This is a genomic window from Proteus sp. G2300, from assembly GCF_009915965.1.
Taxonomy (GTDB): domain Bacteria; phylum Pseudomonadota; class Gammaproteobacteria; order Enterobacterales; family Enterobacteriaceae; genus Proteus; species Proteus vulgaris.
Genome location: NZ_JAABNK010000010.1, coordinates 1 through 19,437 on the forward strand (window position 1 = coordinate 1; position 19,437 = coordinate 19,437).

Annotated in this window: 17 protein-coding genes and 3 pseudogenes; 4 read left to right on the forward strand and 16 right to left on the reverse strand. The window is 37.5% G+C overall.

All coding sequences use genetic code 11. The features are described from left to right. Positions 1–209: 209 nt before the first annotated feature. Positions 210–401: a YqaE/Pmp3 family membrane protein gene (locus GWI97_RS06620; RefSeq protein WP_004242485.1), complete on the forward strand. Its 192-nt coding sequence runs from the start codon at positions 210–212 to the stop codon at positions 399–401. Positions 402–493: 92 nt separating this feature from the next. Here GWI97_RS06620 and GWI97_RS06625 read toward each other — a convergent pair. The 5 genes and pseudogenes from GWI97_RS06625 to psiE all read right to left on the reverse strand — a co-directional run bounded on the left by GWI97_RS06625 (position 494) and on the right by psiE (position 3,780). Then, positions 494–955 (reverse strand): annotated as a pseudogene (locus tag GWI97_RS06625) (lysis protein). A gap of 75 nt (positions 956–1,030) precedes the next feature. Beyond that, positions 1,031–1,255 (reverse strand): hypothetical protein, encoded by a 225-nt coding sequence (locus tag GWI97_RS18190; protein WP_198631811.1) that lies wholly within the window; start codon positions 1,253–1,255, stop codon positions 1,031–1,033. A 488-nt stretch (positions 1,256–1,743) separates the two neighbouring features. After that, entirely contained in the window at positions 1,744–2,253 is a 510-nt protein-coding gene (locus GWI97_RS06630; protein WP_087802833.1) for a lipocalin family protein, read from the reverse strand. Positions 2,254–2,277: 24 nt separating this feature from the next. After that, positions 2,278–3,273 carry a YbgA family protein gene (locus GWI97_RS06635; RefSeq protein ID WP_087802831.1) on the reverse strand — a complete coding sequence of 332 codons (996 nt, stop codon included), beginning with the start codon at positions 3,271–3,273 and terminating at the stop codon, positions 2,278–2,280. Between the two features lie 100 nt (positions 3,274–3,373). Beyond that, positions 3,374–3,780: pseudogene (gene psiE, locus GWI97_RS06640) on the reverse strand (phosphate-starvation-inducible protein PsiE). 134 nt (positions 3,781–3,914) lie between these two features. Between psiE and GWI97_RS06645 the strand changes: the two are divergent. Beyond that, a pseudogene (locus GWI97_RS06645) lies at positions 3,915–4,283 on the forward strand (tyrosine-type recombinase/integrase); the annotation flags it as partial. 109 nt (positions 4,284–4,392) lie between these two features. On the opposite strand, the gene GWI97_RS18520 reads toward GWI97_RS06645, so the two are convergent. The 3 genes from GWI97_RS18520 to GWI97_RS06660 form a co-directional block, all read right to left on the reverse strand. Continuing rightward, positions 4,393–4,692, reverse strand: coding sequence for an isocitrate/isopropylmalate family dehydrogenase (locus tag GWI97_RS18520; protein WP_337247647.1), 300 nt, complete (start codon positions 4,690–4,692; stop codon positions 4,393–4,395). A 174-nt stretch (positions 4,693–4,866) separates the two neighbouring features. Next, positions 4,867–5,304, reverse strand: coding sequence for a hypothetical protein (locus GWI97_RS06655; protein WP_161751881.1), 438 nt, complete (start codon positions 5,302–5,304; stop codon positions 4,867–4,869). An 8-nt stretch (positions 5,305–5,312) separates the two neighbouring features. Then, positions 5,313–6,557: an AAA family ATPase gene (locus GWI97_RS06660; protein ID WP_161751882.1), complete on the reverse strand. Its 1,245-nt coding sequence runs from the start codon at positions 6,555–6,557 to the stop codon at positions 5,313–5,315. A gap of 1,005 nt (positions 6,558–7,562) precedes the next feature. Here GWI97_RS06660 and GWI97_RS06665 point away from each other — a divergent pair. Then, entirely contained in the window at positions 7,563–8,630 is a 1,068-nt protein-coding gene (locus GWI97_RS06665) for a beta family protein (RefSeq protein WP_161751883.1), read from the forward strand. Here the strand turns inward: GWI97_RS06665 and GWI97_RS06670 are convergent. The 8 genes from GWI97_RS06670 to GWI97_RS06705 form a co-directional block, all read right to left on the reverse strand. After that, positions 8,620–9,192, reverse strand: coding sequence for a sce7726 family protein (locus GWI97_RS06670; RefSeq protein ID WP_161751884.1), 573 nt, complete (start codon positions 9,190–9,192; stop codon positions 8,620–8,622). The two genes, GWI97_RS06665 and GWI97_RS06670, sit on opposite strands and share 11 nt — an antisense overlap. Positions 9,193–9,491: 299 nt before the next feature. Continuing rightward, positions 9,492–10,133 carry a hypothetical protein gene (locus GWI97_RS06675; protein WP_161751885.1) on the reverse strand — a complete coding sequence of 214 codons (642 nt, stop codon included), beginning with the start codon at positions 10,131–10,133 and terminating at the stop codon, positions 9,492–9,494. Then, on the reverse strand, positions 10,134–10,388 hold the full coding sequence (locus tag GWI97_RS06680) for a hypothetical protein (protein WP_161751886.1): 255 nt from the start codon (positions 10,386–10,388) through the stop codon (positions 10,134–10,136). Positions 10,389–10,419: 31 nt separating this feature from the next. Further along, positions 10,420–14,178 (reverse strand): phage tail tip fiber protein, encoded by a 3,759-nt coding sequence (locus GWI97_RS06685; RefSeq protein ID WP_161751887.1) that lies wholly within the window; start codon positions 14,176–14,178, stop codon positions 10,420–10,422. Further along, positions 14,178–14,576, reverse strand: coding sequence for a DUF6950 family protein (locus tag GWI97_RS06690; RefSeq protein ID WP_116672766.1), 399 nt, complete (start codon positions 14,574–14,576; stop codon positions 14,178–14,180). Before GWI97_RS06690 ends, GWI97_RS06685 begins: the two co-directional genes overlap by 1 nt. 56 nt (positions 14,577–14,632) lie before the next feature. Then, a complete protein-coding gene (locus GWI97_RS06695) occupies positions 14,633–15,214 on the reverse strand; it encodes a hypothetical protein (protein WP_020946072.1) in 582 nt (193 codons plus the stop codon). Continuing rightward, entirely contained in the window at positions 15,214–15,810 is a 597-nt protein-coding gene (locus GWI97_RS06700) for a hypothetical protein (protein ID WP_099073696.1), read from the reverse strand. The genes GWI97_RS06695 and GWI97_RS06700 overlap by 1 nt, the downstream gene beginning before the upstream one ends. Next, positions 15,811–19,086 (reverse strand): phage tail tape measure protein, encoded by a 3,276-nt coding sequence (locus GWI97_RS06705; RefSeq protein WP_161751888.1) that lies wholly within the window; start codon positions 19,084–19,086, stop codon positions 15,811–15,813. It abuts the gene before it with no gap. Between the two features lie 126 nt (positions 19,087–19,212). Between GWI97_RS06705 and GWI97_RS06710 the strand changes: the two genes are divergently transcribed. After that, positions 19,213–19,404, forward strand: a complete 192-nt coding sequence (locus tag GWI97_RS06710) for a YqaE/Pmp3 family membrane protein (protein ID WP_004242485.1) — start codon at positions 19,213–19,215, stop codon at positions 19,402–19,404. Positions 19,405–19,437 lie beyond the last annotated feature (33 nt).

A 19,437-nucleotide genomic window follows, 5' to 3' on the forward strand; every position in this document is an offset into this window, starting at 1 on the left:
CGCTGGCTACGGTTGATCGCATTTGTGAAATTTGCCGTATTCAGCGTCAAATCAATATTTAATCTACCTAATGCTCCCGCCATAAATTCAATCCTTGGTATGAACACTACAAAAGCAAACTTTCACCCTGAATAAATGCAATATTCCTTGTTATTTGCTATTGATTTAATTATTGATAAACTGAAATTTCGAATAATAGAGGGGGTTTTATGAGACTTATTCTGGCGTTATTACTACCTTGGTTACAATTTTTCACGATTGGTCGCCCATTTGCTGGCATCTTCTGCCTTATCCTACAAATCACATTAATTGGCTGGATCCCTGCGGCTATCTGGTCGGTTTATGCGCTTTCTCAATACAATACGGATAAAAAAATTGAGAAAATGTCTCGCGGTGGTTAACGATTAAGCCCCACTGATGTGGGGCTATCGATTCCAAATGAATTAGGAAATATTATTGCTGAAAACTTTATAAATGCACAAGGAGGGTTAAATTAATATAAACACTCTGCTTCAATATAGCTCTGCAACCCTTTAATCATTTGCTCTGACTCTGCAATTCGTTCTCTGAGTAACCAATAATTTCTGATAACGGTGTCCGTAGGTCGGGCGGTGGTTGCATAAGCCAAGCTGGTGGCGGGAGTGGTTTTGCTTTTGGGGCACTCGGCTTTGATATACACCCGCTCAGGATGACGCTCGCTAATATCACGCAACCGACTAATTTCATTCTTAGCATTCGCTAGCTCCTGCGTATATTGAATATCCAACTAATTTAATCGCATTATGCGTGCTTGATAATTAGTGTTAATAGACTTCTGTTCTTCGAGTGCAATCGTTAGTTCTTTGTTTTTTTCTATCAACAGATTAATCCTGTTAGCTTGCCTGTTAATCACCCAATAGCCACCCACAATGATGCCTACCATCGCGATGATGGCATAGAGTTTCCCGTATCTCATAATTAATACCGATGATGTGAGAATGCAATCTGACAACGTTTTTCTAAACTAACTTGGTCTTTAGTACATGAGTTATCAATCAAGAGATAAATACCACCAGCGATGATGATGATTAAAGGTTTCTCCATAACATAGTGCTGACTCCGCTTCTCGACGAGTCATAAAATAAGTAGCTAAACCAAGAACCATGCTAAACGCCATCCCAATAACAAATCCCCATTCATATAAAGAGAGACTGGCAAAAAAGGCCGTTAGGCCTGCTGTTCCATAGGTAACATTGGTTAATTTATCCATACGCATAGTCACCCCCAGAGGAGTGTCCATTAATGATTAATATAAAGAGAAATTATTAAGAGATTTTCGAGATGATTTATAAAAATATAGTAATTCTTATTTATTACTGTACATATTTATAAATTTATTCATAAAATAATAAATAATATTTATGAAACGGAGTAATCAAGTGCGATATATTATTTTATTTCTTATTTCTTTATTTTTTATAATTACTTTCATTATAATAACTAATGATGATAAAAATCAGTCAGTTAAACAAACAACTAAAATCGAGAACGATATAAATAAAAAATCAGAAAAATGCACATTTTATTCACCAATAAAAACAAAACAACTGGCCTGGATAACACTAACTCATAAATCCCCATGCTCTTAGGTGTAAATAATCATTACCAGTGTTATTATAATGGATAATACGAATAGGCATTTTCAAATCATAATTAAATACCATCAAATTAGATAGTATTTAAATTCAGTTATATACCTTTTTATTAAAATATTATGATCCTGTTACTATCAAATCCATATGATGTTGCAAAATTAATATATTCATTCAACAAATTTGATGGCATGGTCGGTGTACGTGATAATATCCATAAATAATCTTTATCTGGCCCTACAACCAAAGAATATTGATAATTTTTATCCAATTTGATGATATTATATCCACCATAGAATGGACCAAAAAATGATACTTTTAATGCACCCTTATTAGATGAACCAACAAAATAAGCCTTACCGATGCTTTCTTTCCAGCGATGTTTATTTTGACTCCAACCTCGATTAATAACCTTAACACCACCATCATCTCGTAATGAATAATTTGCGGTAACTTTCGTTAAGCCTTTTTCAAAACGATTATCTATTCTAGCGACCTCATACCACTGCCCAAGATAACGTGATAGATCAAAATTATTAACAGGCTCAATGTCACTCGGAGGAATAACATTGCATCCAGTAAGAATAAATGAACTTAAAAAAATGACAAAAGAACGTATCATGTTTTCCTCCTATCAATAAGTTTATTATAATCCATAACGTAATCTTAAGGATTGAGGATAAGGATGAAAATATCGCTGTTTACTCAAATAATTATCAGGATACTCTGATAGATAATGATTAATTAATGTTAAAGGTGCTAATAAAGGCTGTATTCCTTGACGGTATTCTAAAATCAATTGACTTAATGCTTGTCGCTGATTTGGTGTTAAATAGCGCTTAAAATACCCCTGTATATGCATAAGAACATTGGTATGATTACGTCGTGTTGCTTGGTACTGTAATAATGTCATAAATCTATTTCGATATTCATCAAAAAAAGCTTCCAATGAATGCCATTCTTTATTATTAGCAATAAAGCGACCTAACTCTCTATAAAGAGGTTGTGAATGAGCCAATAAGAGCAGTTTATATCTTGTATGAAAATCGATTAAAGACTGACGAGTAAATGCGTTCATTCTCAATTCATTCAACTCATCCAGTGCAAATACACGTATAACAAAATTTTCTCTTATATGAGGATCATTCAATCGTCCATCTTCCTCTATTGGTAACCAAGGCATCATTTTTTTCAGATTTTCTGTAAAAATACCCGTCCCTGCCTTCCTGTTACCATTACCAATAGGATCATATACACGAACACGCTCTAATCCACAACTTGGTGATTTTGCACAAACAATATACCCACTAAACTGATTAAATTTCTCTAAATACTCAACAGAATACCGATTCATCTTTTCAGTTAAATCACCTTCACTCCCGTTACTAAATTTTAATGCAATTTCTCCTGAATTTGATTTAACTAATCTTAGTGCGGGTCTTGGTGTAGGTAAACCAATAGCCATCTCAGGACAAGCCGATTGATATTCAAAATAATCAGATAGTTCATCTACGGCAAGATGAAAGCGCTTATGACCACCATCAAACCTAACATTATTCCCTAATAAACAAGTGCTAATCCCTACAATAATTTTTTTACCAACAAAATTATTTTTGTGAATATCTGTAACAGAGTTAAACATTCTTACTACCTCATATGAAACATTCATATAATCTGATTATAGTGGATCATAACTGTATTCATATTAGTAAGATTATGCTTTTTTTACTACTTTTATAAATTTAATTAGGTTTCAATCTTTCAGCACTAGATATATATAATGCAATAACAAGTAGCAGTATCGTTCCTGAGTAAACAATAAGTAACTGAGGATTTTTATGTTCAACAATAATTAACCTAATTACCGCAATTATTGAAATATAAATAAAATATTGCAATGGAAAGTGATAATTTGATTGAAAATATTTAATAATTAATGCAATAAATTCAAAATAAAGAAAGTAAATGATAAGTCCATCAACTAATAAATAAATTGAAACTGGATCACTAACTGTAAACAATAAATTAGCAAGGATAATAGTTTCTTTAACTAAAAAATTATTAAAATAATTGCAAGTAATATCAGGCCAACACTACTAATCCATTGTAAAACTCGACTAATTACTTTTGTTTGATTTAGTCCTGTCATAATAACTCCTAAGAGTTTATGCTCCTAATATCAAGTTTTCTATAGATTAAAATAAAAAATAGATGAGAAGCTTTATATTTAATTAGGCCGCCATCAAGGTATCGAACCTCGACTTTTAGTTTAAATAAAACTAGTTGGCCATCCCTCTCTCGCTAAAATGTGAGGCTATCAATCTCTCCTTAAGAGATGTTGTTGCTCAATGTCGTGACGCAGTTTTGAGTAAATATCTCGTGCATTATCGACATACTACCGCACAAGCAAAACGAGGCGAACAAGTCACGCCAAATACGTTAACCACAACGTTTAAAAAAGCGCGAGATAAATGTGGGTTAACTTGGGAAAAAGGTACGGCACCAACTTTCCATGAGCAACGATCTTTATCCGAGCGACTTTATAGAGAACAAGGAATTAATACACAAAAATTATTGGGGCATAAAACACAAAATATGACCGATAAATACCACGACGATAGAGGCAAAGAATGGCAAATTATTGCTGTTTAATTGAACAATTTTTGGGAAGAGTTTTGGGGATATTTTGGGGAAGAATTTTATAGTACAAAAAATAAACGGGAACTAATAAGCTCCCGTTAACTATTTATCAAATCAACAATTACATGTGTTTGATAATCGCGTCACCAAACTCGCTACATTTCAGCAGTTTAGCGCCTTCTAACTGACGTTCGAAATCATAAGTTACAGTCTTAGCAGCAATCGCGCCTTCCATACCTTTAATGATTAAGTCAGCAGCTTCTGTCCACCCCATGTGGCGTAACATTATACCCATAATAATTAAGTAACTTATTAAATAAATTATAATTATTGAGGTAATAACTTGTTTTTTATGTGATCTTGGTTTGTATGTAACTGGTTGATTTTTAGTTTGGACTGGGGTGGTTTTGGGGAAGGCTATTTTAAATGATTATCATGAATTAAGTTTCTGTAAATGGGTTAAATCTGTTCAATTACTTTTTTAACAAAAATTAAAACTACTTATCGTACAAGTAGTTTTAATTTATCAATAAAAGCCTCAAAATTCTTTGAATTTTAACATGATAAAAATACTAACAGCCCATTACCGTTTGAATTAAATACTATCAGCTTTAGTTCTATATGGAGAACTTCTTATTGTAAATTCTAATCCATGATCCTTTCTCGCTTTTCTTCTTAATATTTGTTCGGAGCCACCTTCCATTGGTGTTTTTCGTGCAATAATTAAACCAGATCTTGGTGAGCTATTTATACTTATCTGATCAATAGTACAGATTATCTGTGCCATTGCTTTCTTAATATCTGTTCCTTTTAACTCAATAAATATATATTTTTTATCACTATCACGTATTACTAAATAGTCACATTTCTTCTGACCTACTTGATAAGGTATTAATCCACCATCAATTTTTATCTCATACATGCAACATCCTTTGTTAGCAATTAGCAAACTACTTCGTTGCTCAGATAAAGATATATTTCCCATTTTTTTTGTACAGTGAGGAGATTCAAGGATATTGTCAAAACTTAACATAAATTAAACTACCCCTCAAATTCAATATCTAATAAATTATCAAAGATACCAGAAATTTCTCTGGATATATTATCAATATAATCAGAACTAATAAGGTGCTGTTCTTCATCAAGAATTGATTTAATACCATCTTTACTTATTTGATATGCAGCCACTTCATTGAAATCTAATATTGCTTCTTTCGGTACTAATTTATACACCATTTCTGCTTTTTCAGGATGTTCTTTCACAATAATTGATGCAAGTAGTAAATTATTAAGTGATGAAATAATGTAAGGGCTATGAGTGGTTATAGTATAATTTATACTATCTTTATTAGAGAAAGCCATTGCAATTAATGTTATTATAATATTTTGTGCAACTGGAAATAAATGAGCCTCTGGCTCTTCAATTATTAAGTTAGAATAATAATTGATATTAGAAAACGGCCACACTGATAAAAATGTGACAACTGGAACACTTTCTTGCTGTCCTGAACTAGAATGACTAACTTTTATTTTATTTTCATCATTAGAGATCCACTCTCCTTCGCTATCTCTTTCAATTTTACCTTGCAATAATTTATTAACTAAATGACGAAATTTTAAAGGAGGATTACTTTCTTCAAAAACCCCATTAGCTATAAATGATTTTGTTAACTCATAATCTGAACCAAATCTTGATATAAAATAATCGACATTGAGATCATTTGATGTAATATTGAAAAAAGACTTTTGTACACTCGAATAAAATGATCTTCCTGAAGGAATATAACATGGTCTAGAGTGAGGTAGATTTAGAACATCCTTGACAAATTGTTCTGCCATAATATATTTATTCATTATTCCATTCATCATAGTATTCTTTTCTTCATCATCCTTAGGTTTATTTTTAAATAAATACTCTGAGAATGATGCGATTTTATCTATGAAACTAATTTCACCGAAAGTAAATACCAATCGACTTCCTTGATTTTTTATATTAATAGAAAAGTCTGTTGATAAATTTACATACTCGATTTCAAACAATTTTTTTTCCCATGTATAACTTGGGAAAATTCTCTTAAATCTTTGTTCTAATAATTCAAGGTACGATACACCACTATCTTCACGTAGATACTCTACTGTAATATTTCTTATATCTTTAACAAAAGTAATGATTTTTGCTACCAAACTTTTACCTGATGCTTGAGGACCAATCAATATATTCAATTTTTTCAGTTCAAGCTCTATGTCATGTAACGTGACAAAATTCTGTATTTTTAATCTTTCCATTGTAGGTATTCACCTTTCAAATAATTCAGTTAAATTTTTTTATTCTGCTTGTAATTGCATACTACTAATATATACGTTCATTTAAAAGCATTTTGTCTCGGTTTTCAGCCAAATACACATGATTATTAGAAATAACATACTGCAAATACATACATTTTCTTTGTAAGATACATTTAGTTATATTAAACAACCAGTTACGTAAGGATAATACTGTGCTGTAAAAATTTAATTATAAATATGTAGTATTAAAAAAATTGCAATATTGCCCCAAAACATGTTCATATACAATTCTCATTTAAAACAGAGTTTGTCTACTATTTTTATTGCTAAATTACTGTGATTTCTCCTAACATGTGGCATTATCCATTCACGATATTTAAAATTTTAGTTTAGCTCATCATTATTTCAGCGTGTTTAACTAAATAAGACTAGCACATAGACATACCTACTTAGTTAAAATCTATACTATATACACAATACAAACATATCACTATGTGAGTAATTTGATTCAATTACATAGTAATTTTCATTATTCATTAGCCAATTACTATGAATTTCTTTTAAAAAACTTATTGTTATAGAAAAAACGAGAAACTGACCTTTAAGATTATTCATACAGCAAAAATTTATGATTAAACTCGAATTCTAATTTATCTACAAGAAAACACAAAATTTTAAAAAAATACCTACTCATTTAGATTTAGATATAGATATAGATATAGACATCTATATCTTACTCCGAATCAATGTATAGAATGTATCATAAACATAACTAAACTGATATTTGCTAAATAACATAGTAATAAACAATACACCCCCTCAAAAGCATAAATAAAATTAATTTTCACACTTAAGTTCACAGTTTATACATACAATCAACACTATTACTTTAAAATTCGATCTACCTCAATTTTTTCCTTATTTTCATAGGTATAGTAGCTTTATGCATTGGAAAACATATCCTATCCATTCTAAAAACCCAGATAAATATAATAAGGAATAATAATGAATATCCATCACTATTACCCTCAGCTAAAATGGAAACCAGCAGAATACGAATCACTTGCAGAACTAGATCAGGCAACACTCGACAGGTTAACCCCTATCGTAACCATTCCTGATATTGACTGGGATTATGAAAACGAATGTTATAAAAAAAATCTTAATTTATATTTATCTACTTTTGGAACTAACTTAGCATCTTCATGGATCGCAAACCGCCCTATATTGCTCGATGTAAAATACTTAGATGAACATGGAACAAATCACCACCATCCACTAGATATATGCATTCAGGATGCAAAATCGTTTGGTAAAGAAATTATACCAGTCATCTCACCTGTATCATCTTCAAATTACATTAATGCAACAAAACGTAATTTAACAAATGGACTTGCAGTTTCAATCAATCCGCAAACATGGCATCTATTTAGTCAATTCATTAATCAATTTAATCTTACTCCATCTTTAATTGATATAATAATTGATTTCGGTGATATTCAAGATGCGAATATAAACCTTAAGCAACAAGCCTTAAGCGTATTTAATACACTTGCTGGTCAAGCCCAGTGGAGATCATTAATTATTTCTTCCACAGCATATCCAGTTTCTCAGGCAGGAATACCTCAACATCAAATTTATCATATTCCAAGACACGAATATGATCTTTGGTCTTATGTTATCCAGAAAACATCTTTAAATAGAACGCCTAGTTTTAGTGATTATCCAACGGCAAGTTCTACAATTACCAGTATCGATCCTCGATTTATGTCACAATACGTAGCTGTGAGATATTCAAATGATACATCATGGATCTTTGTTAAAGGAACTGCTGTAAGAGGTAATGGCTGGGGTCAAACAAAAAATCTTTGTAACATTCTCATCAATTCCCCTATCTATGCAATTTATGGATCGCAATTTAGCTGGGGAGACAATTATATTAATCAAAGAGCTCTTGGCTCAAACAAATCAGGTGGTTCGAAAGAGTGGAGAAAAGTTGCTCATACTCATCATCTAAAGCTAGTTGTCGCACAACTAACTAAATTGGCTCTATTTTCCCCCTCTAAACCTTAGTTTTCCAATCCACTCGTTTTTTTAACGCATTTCTGATTTCAAATCTTAAATCAGAAATAGGGATTTTTTCTGCAACTATATTCCATAATTCAAAACGGGGCTTACTTTTATATCCTTTAGAACAGCCCCATCGTTGTAGTATATCAATGCACTCATCTTTCCAGAGAAGCTGGGCAAGTATTAAAGAATTATGCTGACGATTTAACCTCTCACTGCGCAAATGTTTAATATGGATTGCTCCTTTAGCCCCAACAGAAACTGTTTTTACCCCCCACCAATCAGGTATCAATTTCAAAGCTCCCAACAGATGTTTTTCGGCTACAACAAGTGTAACTTTATCCATAACTGATGAATAATGTTGAATTTGAAAAGGTAGACGATCTAGAGAATCACTCTCACTTTTTAGTTCATAGCCATGAATAATTCCATTAATCACAGCAATATCTGCTCTACTAGCACCAAGTGATATAGAAAATTCATCAACTATAAGACAATTAGGATCTAAATGAGAATCTTTCAATAACTTATGATGAACTGCACATCTAATATCTTGATCTTTCATATCTGACCTTCTTCAAATTACTTCAAATCATAACGTATTGTATTGTATTTATAAATTTTGGCTAGGATAATTGTTTGTAATAATATAATTGAATTATATTCTTTTGAACCTTATTACTCCCAATACAAGTTTTGTGGATATAAAATATAATTCATATATTGATACAAGTTGTAACACACCATTCATCCGCATTATTTAAACACATTAGCAACAATTTCTTATTCATCAAAAATTACTAATTATTTATATTCGCTATTCAGCATGAGAATTAAATATAAAATTCATTATTTCACAATTCGTTATTGATAGTCCTTAATATCAATATACTGCACTAAATCATCCGTACTTGAGTTTGCACTAGGCCCCGGCAATACCGTTAATTGCCATCGCATTGGTACGATTTTAGTGCCTGAACCGCAACTTCCCACTTCAATAACGGCATGTTGATAAGGAGATGTTGGTGTAGAGTAATAACCGATAACTCGACACAGTGAAGCGCATTGGATACCTACCGATAATTCATTACCAATCGGTCTACCATTAGAAAACCCAGTGATGGACTGAATTCTTAATGGTCTTGCTCCTGAGATTTGAAGCAACTTGTCATTATTAAATATCTGAATCCCCCATTTTTGAGGTTTGGCTTTATTATAATATGAGGCTCTGACGAATAAATAACACTCAAAAAGAACATCACCGTTTTGTTGACAAGTAATATTCCAATATCCATCCTTTTTTATAACCAAAATTGAAGCAGGAATAACCGACTGTATGGCTGTACATCTTGAAAAGACCATTGGCGGATCATCCGTTTCTTTTATTCCTGTATTATAATTTCCTTTTTTAATATTATTAATGCGTTTAAAAAAAACAAATGATTCTAATGTACTTAAATACTCTTCATTTTTTCCATTAAATACTTTCAAACCATATTTACTCATTTATTTTAACCCCACAATAATAATACCATCCATCGATGGAGAGGTTATATTGGATTTCCAATAAACCGTATTACCAGAAACAGAGGTGCGAATACTATGCCGACCAATAGCTGTCGCATATAATGTTAACCCACTAGGAACAGTATATTGCTTACTTCCATCTTCCGTTATTTTAATAAAATCGAGCACAAATGATGAACTGGTGATGTTTTCCACCGCGCCTTTATCATTATAAATTGTTAATCCCCATGGCATTTTATTGACCTTTTTATGAAGACGAATTCGACTAACCCAAGTAGCCCAATTTAACAACCAACTTATTATTTTCATCATAAACATAAATAGTATTATTTGTGATCACTAACCGCCCTTTTGTCCCTCCTGAGTTAATATCTAACCGTCCACGAAATACCGCATCATTTAATTCCACATTCCCTGTTGTGGCATCAATATTAAATCCTTTCTTGCCCGCTAAATAATTAGTAGAGGTTATCTTTTTGCCTACCGATAACTTATCAATAGTTGCCTTGCTAAATAACGCATCATTGAAAAAAGCTTGTCCATTTTGGATCACAAACGGTGTCACCACTTTGCCGTTTAATGACGATATCACTGCAAAGTTTTGGGCATTGACCAGAAACTGGCTATTTCCTTGCGCATTAAACCCTAAACCAATGCCAGTAATGACTTTATTCCCTTTGCTATCTTGCTGAACTTTCATTGTCCATGATGCCGAAATTTTGCCATTTATGTCTGTGACCACTTTCGAAGTTTGTTCGATTTTGGCTGAACTTGTACCCACTTGGCTTTCTAAGCGAGTCACTTGTTGGGCGGTAGAGATAACTTTGCCTGAAACCTCAGTTACTTTAGTTTCAAGTTGGTTTACCGCATTCGCCGTTGCATTGGCTTTCTGTTCGCTGGACTTAGGTACTTCATTCGCCACAAACCCCTTTGGCGCCACCGATTGTTTGTTAGTGGTGTAAGTGCTGGTGATAATTTGATGGTTAACACTTTTGTGTTTAGTTAACTGATATTTTGCCCCTCCTCGCAAATAGATATATTCCACAGAGCTATTCGTTAATTGAGCGGGCCCCATCACAGGAGATTGATTTATCCATCGCCAATCAAAATTATCAATGATGCGGTTTTCAGACTGGGTTCCCCATCCAGAACCACTGACTTGCCACTCCACAATCATGGCAAAACCTTTGGTGCTGTGAGTCGCATAGCTGGGTTTATTGTCTGAATATTGCCCTAAAGTTCTAAAGACCTTAAAGGCATAACGACGAGAGGTCGCTAATGGCAAAATCACCGGATAATAGGTGTTTTCATTAAGTTTTGATAAATCTAAATCCACCACCACAGATCCCGTTAAATCGGCTTTTACCGTCTCTAATTTGCTGGATAACGCTTGTACTTGAGAGGTTGCGGAGGTGACTTTGCCATCGATATTCGACACCCGCGTATTTAACGCATTTACCGCACTGCTATCAGCTTTCCCTTTCAGAGTTGAATTAAGCGTTGAAATCTCTTGCGTTTGGGCTTGCTGTTTCGAGGTGAGGGTTTCTAGTGATTTATTAATCGCGGAAACATTCCCATTCATCCGTGTTTCCAGTGATTGTCGAGCTTTCGCTTCTGCTTGGTCGCCTGTAACACGTGCTTGTTTCTCTGCGGAAATGAGTCCTGCGGTGACTTTAGATAAATCATTGCCGGTATAATCACCACGAAGTTGTGTCGCTAAAGATTGGCGTTGTTGCGCTTCGGTTTGATCAGACTCAATACGCGCTTGTTGCTCTTGTTTAATTGTGGCGGCCTGTGCTTCTGTTGCCGTTGAAACTTTATTCATCCGCTCAGCCAGTAATTTTTCTGATTCCTCCCGTTTTTTTTCACTTTCTTCAATCGTCGCGCCTTGCCTCATTGACTCCTCTAAAAGCTTGTCGTGATTTATCCTCATTAGCTCATGTAATTCAGTAATATCGATTTGGTTAGCTTTGCTGTTAATTTCACCCAATAGGTCTTGTGCGAGTTGATCTCGACTAATTTGCCCAGCTAATTCTTCAAGAATTAAATCGGTTTGAGAAGAGCAAACACCAGAAGCTTCCACAAACGGTGATTTACCATAGCTGTTGATTGTTCGAACATAAAAATAATACGTATATCCTACTTTCAGGTTTTCTTGTGTCCAAGAATGCCCTTGCCCGACTTTACGGGCATGAGCAATCACATCGTTCTCAGCAACACTCATCAATGGCGTCTCACTGAACCAAAACTCAAAAGTGCGACCAAAAACCGCTGTATCCCCTTGTTTGGGTGTAACAGTCAAGTTCAATAAACCCGAGGTAACATCAATATGCTCAGGAGGCGGTGGCGCTTGAATGGCAAAGTCACTGATAGCAGGTGCCGACATTGCGCCGGCAACGTTTGTTGCTCTGACTTCAACACGATAAGTCCCTCGCGCTAATCCGTTAATATCAACACGCTCAGCCGGCACCTGAATAGATTGAATAACATTGCCTTCTTGGAGAATAGTAACGGTGTTATAACGCACATCAGACGCCACATTCTGCCAAGAAAGTGTACCTTGCACGATGTCACTGACAGCAAGTGGAACAAAGGTAAGATTAATCGGTGAAGCAACACCACCTGTGGGTAAACTCACAAACGGCGGACGTTCGAAAGACTTGCCAATCACATCTTCATATAAATAGGCACCATCCTCTTCCAACGTTAAAGTCACACCATCTAAAGCATGAAATGCCCATTCGGCAATACGAAATTCCAGCCCACTAATCCCCAAAGCCGGTAATTCTAAAAGCACAACTTCCCCCGGACGATAAGCATAGCCGTCTAAGTTCATAGTGAGTTGAACCCGTCTTCCTGCTTTCTTTTTACGGAGATATTGGCGGGCTAATCGTTGGGCTTGATAAGGGCTGGTGACAAAACGATAGTCGATATTCTCTCGAATTTCTAAGCCATCCTCTTTCACCCATTCGTCCACAATCACAGGCGTGAAATCGGTTTTTGTGTACAACTGTTCGGCATCAATAAATGTGCCATACACCGCATTGGTCGCGTCTTTTAAGCCTGTTTCAGGGGTACACGTGACAGTGCCAATCAATTGTGATTCGGTAATGGTTTTTATTGCCGGCCCATAATAAGCGCCGATTTGAATACCGTGTTTTCCTGCGGTGAATGTCGGCTCCGCGTTAATGCATTTGTGCATCGCTTCCAAGACACTGGATGGACTCTCATTTAAGTCATAGGCACCATTAAGGGTATATCGCGACTCAAATCCGCCTTCTGGTAGATTCACTTTTTCATCACATAAATCGGCCGCCTGTTTAAAGCTGTCAAAATCAATATCCGTATCAGGCACTTTTAAATAATGGCGGTAATAATCCAAAATGACTAAAGCCCCATTATTACTCCATGCAGTTTGCCCAGTGCGAGGATCAAACAGATGTTTTCCCCAGACTTCACATTTCACATTGGGTAATCCATAAGGAAATTTTTCTTGGTCAAACGTGAGTGTCACACGTAACCACGCCAGACCTCGACCAATCATATCCTCTTTCCATGACGGGCAATTTTTAAGCATAAAGGGATCGACATCTTCCCTATCGTTATGTAATTCCCATGAGGCTTTATCACCAAAAGTCTCAATGAGATCATCCCCCAACCAGATCTTCCCAATTTTCTCTATGGGGTGTCCAGCAAGTGCCAATGCCAGTGTGATTTTTTCATTTTCATCTTGTTCGCCAGTTTCTTCCTCTGCGAAGAAAAGCAAACCTGATATCACTGTTTTTCCGACAATTACGGTTTCAGGCGCAGACGATGAACGTAACATCTGTTTGCGTTCACCCGTATCTCGATAATTCATGGAAGGCAGTTTTGGCTTAAAGATAAGCGAACCCGCGACTTGCACCGCGACGCCTGCCGCCATCAGCGCCATGCCCATCGCAGAGGTGACGCCTCCGGTAAATAGCCCCGCAATCATTAAGCCAGCACCCACGACTTTTGAAATTAATCCACCACTCCCACCCATTATTCCACTCTCCACGCTTTGATTGGGTTAATCTGCACTGGCTTCACGCCTTGTGGCGTTACGCCCCAATAATGCCCCGCCCAGACCACCGCTAAACTGTCACCGTCCTCACCTTCAAACAGTACGAGGTCGCCACGCTGAACGCGCTCAATCTCAATGGATTTGAAATAGCGTGATACGGCTTTCTCTAAGGAGCCAAATTTAGATTTGAGCAGGTTGAAGGCTTCGGCTTTGGTTTTATAGTGATTGAGATAAGGCTTTATCGGAGAGAAACCGCATTGTGCGTAAATACATTCAGAGGCAAAAATACAACAATCAAATTCACCCCATGAAAAAGGGCGACTCATTGCCGCCCTTATGGTTTCGGGTAATTTAAGTGTCCAGTTGGGTTGTTTCATGTACTGACCTTAAATAGCAAAAAACCCACAAAAGTGGGTTTAACAAAGCAATAGGATTATTTATAAATAAATGCAGGTGCATCTTTCTTACTGCCCCAATAAATAGCCCGTTCAGCCATTTGAGCAACATAACGAAAGATACGATCACCTTGTCTTCGAGATGACCACGACTCATCGGTGAATCTATCGGGTAACCCGATTGACCATCGCTCGAATCGATTAGAAACATTAACACATACGGCATTTTCTTCGCCAGACACCACATTGATAGATGTGATTTGTCCGACAAATAAGACTTCAGCAAGCAACGGTTTCCCCTCTTCGCCGATGGCAACCATCATCAACCGGACTTCGCGTCCTCGACTTTGCTCATTCATCACCATTCCCACCAACGATTTATCAAAACCCGCTAATTTAAGCTGTAATTGTGGAGGACTGGTTGTCTTATTCTCTTTCAACTGACTGATTTCACCTAAACTGCCCACGCCCAAGTAAGTTTCCCCCGCAATAATCAGTTGCCCAACACCGGTATGCGCACAGGTGACGCCTGATTTCAAATCGAGTCTGGCGGCTAAAACAATATAAGCCCCCTCATTAATTGCTTTTACCATACCGTCAGAAAATGGATGATATTGCATTAGTACAACACCTCCTCAAAAGATAACGTGATATTGGTATACCCCAATCGACGATGCTGAAATTTACCCTGTTCATTATCAACAAGCCGAAAAACCCCAAAAGGACGCTCAACCTCAAGCATTTCATTAACAGTAGGTGACGTTCTTAACATCGGCGAAATAAGAATAATCGCACGGCCTTGATTATCACTGACCACATCCGCCACCACCATTTTGAGTTCATTACCCACAGTTAAGCGATCCCCTTGCTGTAACACGCGCATATTGCGCTTCCAGTCCTTTGTTTCTAGCCGATTACCTAATTGGTTCGGTATTGCAATACGAGGCGAACCATACCCATAACGCCCTTTTCTTATCCAACTGGCTATTTTGACTCGCCCCGACATGCCATCCAATGAAGCCACCAGCGCTTCTAACTGGCGCGATTTCTCTTCATTTAAATTATTGAATGTCAGCTCACAACGCCAACGACTTCCCGGAAAGCGTACCGTTTGGCTACTTCCATTAAACGGCGAGGTAAAGGTTTTGCTGTTACTCAATAATTGCCAGTTTTCCTGTGTGGGGATCACCTCTTTTGGCCATTCAAGAATAGACATTTAGACTCCTAATGTTCTGCGTGCTGCGCCATTACTTTGAAAGTCTTGTAACATCATCGCGTGAGCTTTCTGTGCGCCGGCTTCTGTCCCTTGTTGTGCGGCTTCTTTCATTGCCTGCGCAAGTACAGCGTCACCATTTCCTGTCACTGTAATATGATTAACGACCGTCATTTGCACACCACCTGCACGGGCTAACGTCGGTTGCAGTGTAACGGGTATTCGTCCTGCGACCGCCCCCACAAAGCCCCCTGAAGCATAACCTTGCGCCGCATGCATTAAGCGATAGAGATTGCCGACACCCAATTTAGCCGTAGCTTCTTTGGTAAAAACAAACTCACCACCATGCACAATCCCTTTAGGTTCGAATTTTCCTCCATGCCCCGTATAGCCACCGTAAGCATGCCCTTTGCTCATCCATCCCATATCAAAGCCCATTGCCTGCCCGCCTGCTTCAATGGCTTTGAAAATCAGCATTTTCATTACCATTCGAGTGATATCGGAGATCACCGCATTGGCAAAATCTTTAAAGCTTCCTTTGCCCGTTAAAGCAAAATCGGCTAATGCATCAGACATATTATTCAGCGCATTGGTAGTGATGTTTCTGACGTTCTCCATCACATTCATGGCCGACTCACTGAAATCCGATAAGCCTTGTTTTAATCCCGCCATCGGATCGCCTTTCATGGCCTCTCGCTTCCTCAGCTCTGCCTCAATCTGCTGTTTAGTGAGTTCAACATTGCGTTGTAAGTTCACCAGCTCTTTTTCGCCTAAATCCACACTGGCTTGCTGATACAGCACATCAATCTGACGAAGGGCATTGAGCTTTTCTTGCTCTGCGCGCGATTTTCCTATCAAGGAAGTTTCAAATTGCATCTGCTCAATTTCTTTACCGCGATCATAAGCAAATTGCGCAACCGAGTTGGCTCGCGCTAAGTCATCAATGGCTTTCGCTTTTTCTTTTATCGTCTCAATGGCGTTGGGATCGATTTTTAAGATGGCATCAAACTTATCTTTGTTCTGTTTGATATCAGCTAAGGCGGATGTGTACTCATTAAAAGAAGAGGTAGTGCCATACAGCTGAATGCTTTGTCCATCCGCAATCAGTGAGGCTTGTTTTTCCTCTAATTCTGTCAAGATTTTGGTGTACTGTTTGGCATAATCAATGGTGGATTTATGACTGGGCTTATACGCCCGTTTGGCTTGCAGTGCCAGTTGTGCCTCAATTTCCGCTTGTAAGGCTTTATCGTAGCCTTGCATATCTGGCGTAATTTTGCGTGAGGCCAATACATCTTCTGCATTTAATTTCGCTAATGCCTTCCCTGTGGCTTGCGCTTTTGCCACTGAACGTTGCGATTTTTCAATCGATTCATCAATCTGTTTAGCAATCGCCGTGGCGGCATTCACTTGGCTATTTGTCGCCTGAAGCGTGATATCAATGAGTGATTCATATTCAATGCCTAAACTCTTTAAACTCGCCTTAAGTGAATTGATAACGGCATCAACATTTTGTAACTCAGTGGCATAGCGTTTATATTCAGGAGCTTGATCGCCCACTTTTTCTTTGAGTGTCGCCAACATATTTTGCATATTGGCTCGCTGACGCTCTAAGTTATTAACTTGCTCTGCATATATTCCCATCGCAGCATCAAGCTCTTTTTGCTTTTCAGCTACTCGTTTAAGGTATAAATCCCCCACACCTTGTTCAGTAAACGCCTTTTCACTCTCAACGCTGTATTTTGATAGACCTTGTAAGGAAATAACCTGTTGTTTAAGTTCCTCAATTTTCTCCAATTGCGCGTTAATGCCCGATGAAACTTTGCTTAAATTCGCCACTAACGTGGCATTGCTCATTTTGTTTAACGCTTCTGTTGATGTATCAAGGGAATGAGCAAATTCAATCGATTCGAGTTTGGCTTGTTTGACATTTTCGCTGTATTCATACAATCCCATGCCCAATGCCGCCACACCAGTCAACACTAATCCAATAGGGCCACCCGCTAATCCCATAACACTGTTAAGTGCTCGCCCCGCCACCGTTGATTGACGCCGAGCGGTCGTTAATGCACGTTGAGCAACATTTTCGGCGGTTAATGCCTGTGTATAATTTAGCGAGGCTGTTCTTGCGAGTGATTTTGTGGCGATAAGGTTATCGAGTGCGATTTTTTCCGCGTTAGTGCCTCTAGCAACTTGATATTCCATTTTGGCTCTATTGAGCGCCGATGTAGCGGCTTCTTTATCCGCCCATGCCTTCCTCATGGCACTGGTTGCTGTCACACTGTTTGCCTCTGCACTCTGTAATGTGGCTTTCGCCTCATTCAATGTTGTCTGATTTTTCAGATAAGTGGCTTTCGTCCATTGAGAGAGTTTTGCTACCAATGCCGTGACGGCGATCCCTTCAACCACTTTAGCCACTAACGATAGATTATCGGCAAGAGTGGCCATCCCTGTGGTAAAAAGCTGAGTCGCACCTGTACCTTGATTCGCTTCACCGATAAATTTTGTCATCGCCGATTGAAGATTGGTAAAACCTTGGCTAACTGTTGTCACGCTGGTAGCAAATTTTTTATCCACACTGTCGGCTGCACGTTCTAAGGCTTGAATGACTTTCTCAATCGTCATTTCACCGTCTTGGGCTTTCTTCCTTAGTTCACCCACACTGACACCCATTCCGTCAGCGATGGCTTTCGCTAACGCAGGGGTTTGCTCCATCACTGAATTTAGCTCTTCGCCACGTAACTGCCCCGAGGCTAATGCTTGACCAAATTGAGTTAATGCCGCTTGGGCTGCGGTTGCACTTGCTCCCGAAATCGCCACGGCTTTTGAGACGGTTTCCGTGAGTTCAGCGACTTTTTGCTGACTTAATCCTAAGCGATCGGCATTATCCGCAAAACGTTGATAAACTTGTGCTGTGGCATCCAATGATTGATAGGTTTTTTGGGCAATGCCATAGACTGCTTGTGTGGCTTTATTTAACTCGACAGAACTTTCTGTCACCAGTTTTAAACGGTTCTGTAATTCCGTCCAACTATCAGCATAATTAATTACTTGATGAATGGATAATGCACTTGCGGTGACACTCGCAAAACGGGCAAAAAGCGCCGAGGATTTTGCGGTTTGTGATACCATTCGCTCTTGTTGTACGGTGATAGCTTGAAGACTGACGCGAATACTTTGCCCAAATTGTTCTGTTTGGCGCTGGCTACGGTTGATCGCATTTGTGAAATTTGCCGTATTCAGCGTCAAATCAATATTTAATCTACCTAATGCTCCCGCCATAAATTCAATCCTTGGTATGAACACTACAAAAGCAAACTTTCACCCTGAATAAATGCAATATTCCTTGTTATTTGCTATTGATTTAATTATTGATAAACTGAAATTTCGAATAATAGAGGGGGTTTTATGAGACTTATTCTGGCGTTATTACTACCTTGGTTACAATTTTTCACGATTGGTCGCCCATTTGCTGGCATCTTCTGCCTTATCCTACAAATCACATTAATTGGCTGGATCCCTGCGGCTATCTGGTCGGTTTATGCGCTTTCTCAATACAATACGGATAAAAAAATTGAGAAAATGTCTCGCGGTGGTTAACGATTAAGCCCCACTGATGTGGGGCTATCGATT

Excerpts from the sequence above, each read along its gene's own strand:
- GWI97_RS06665 (WP_161751883.1), top strand. The coding sequence starts at position 7,563 with ATGAATATCCATCACTATTACCCTCAGCTAAAATGGAAACCAGCAGAA.
- GWI97_RS06685 (WP_161751887.1), bottom strand. The coding sequence starts at position 14,178 with ATGGGTGGGAGTGGTGGATTAATTTCAAAAGTCGTGGGTGCTGGCTTA.
- GWI97_RS06620 (WP_004242485.1), top strand. The coding sequence starts at position 210 with ATGAGACTTATTCTGGCGTTATTACTACCTTGGTTACAATTTTTCACG.
- GWI97_RS06635 (WP_087802831.1), bottom strand. The coding sequence starts at position 3,273 with ATGTTTAACTCTGTTACAGATATTCACAAAAATAATTTTGTTGGTAAA.
- GWI97_RS06700 (WP_099073696.1), bottom strand. The coding sequence starts at position 15,810 with ATGTCTATTCTTGAATGGCCAAAAGAGGTGATCCCCACACAGGAAAAC.
- GWI97_RS18190 (WP_198631811.1), bottom strand. The coding sequence starts at position 1,255 with ATGCGTATGGATAAATTAACCAATGTTACCTATGGAACAGCAGGCCTA.
- GWI97_RS06705 (WP_161751888.1), bottom strand. The coding sequence starts at position 19,086 with ATGGCGGGAGCATTAGGTAGATTAAATATTGATTTGACGCTGAATACG.
- GWI97_RS06670 (WP_161751884.1), bottom strand. The coding sequence starts at position 9,192 with ATGAAAGATCAAGATATTAGATGTGCAGTTCATCATAAGTTATTGAAA.
- GWI97_RS06675 (WP_161751885.1), bottom strand. The coding sequence starts at position 10,133 with ATGAGTAAATATGGTTTGAAAGTATTTAATGGAAAAAATGAAGAGTAT.
- GWI97_RS06710 (WP_004242485.1), top strand. The coding sequence starts at position 19,213 with ATGAGACTTATTCTGGCGTTATTACTACCTTGGTTACAATTTTTCACG.
- GWI97_RS06655 (WP_161751881.1), bottom strand. The coding sequence starts at position 5,304 with ATGTTAAGTTTTGACAATATCCTTGAATCTCCTCACTGTACAAAAAAA.
- GWI97_RS06680 (WP_161751886.1), bottom strand. The coding sequence starts at position 10,388 with ATGCCATGGGGATTAACAATTTATAATGATAAAGGCGCGGTGGAAAAC.
- GWI97_RS06630 (WP_087802833.1), bottom strand. The coding sequence starts at position 2,253 with ATGATACGTTCTTTTGTCATTTTTTTAAGTTCATTTATTCTTACTGGA.
- GWI97_RS06690 (WP_116672766.1), bottom strand. The coding sequence starts at position 14,576 with ATGAAACAACCCAACTGGACACTTAAATTACCCGAAACCATAAGGGCG.
- GWI97_RS06660 (WP_161751882.1), bottom strand. The coding sequence starts at position 6,557 with ATGGAAAGATTAAAAATACAGAATTTTGTCACGTTACATGACATAGAG.
- GWI97_RS06695 (WP_020946072.1), bottom strand. The coding sequence starts at position 15,214 with ATGCAATATCATCCATTTTCTGACGGTATGGTAAAAGCAATTAATGAG.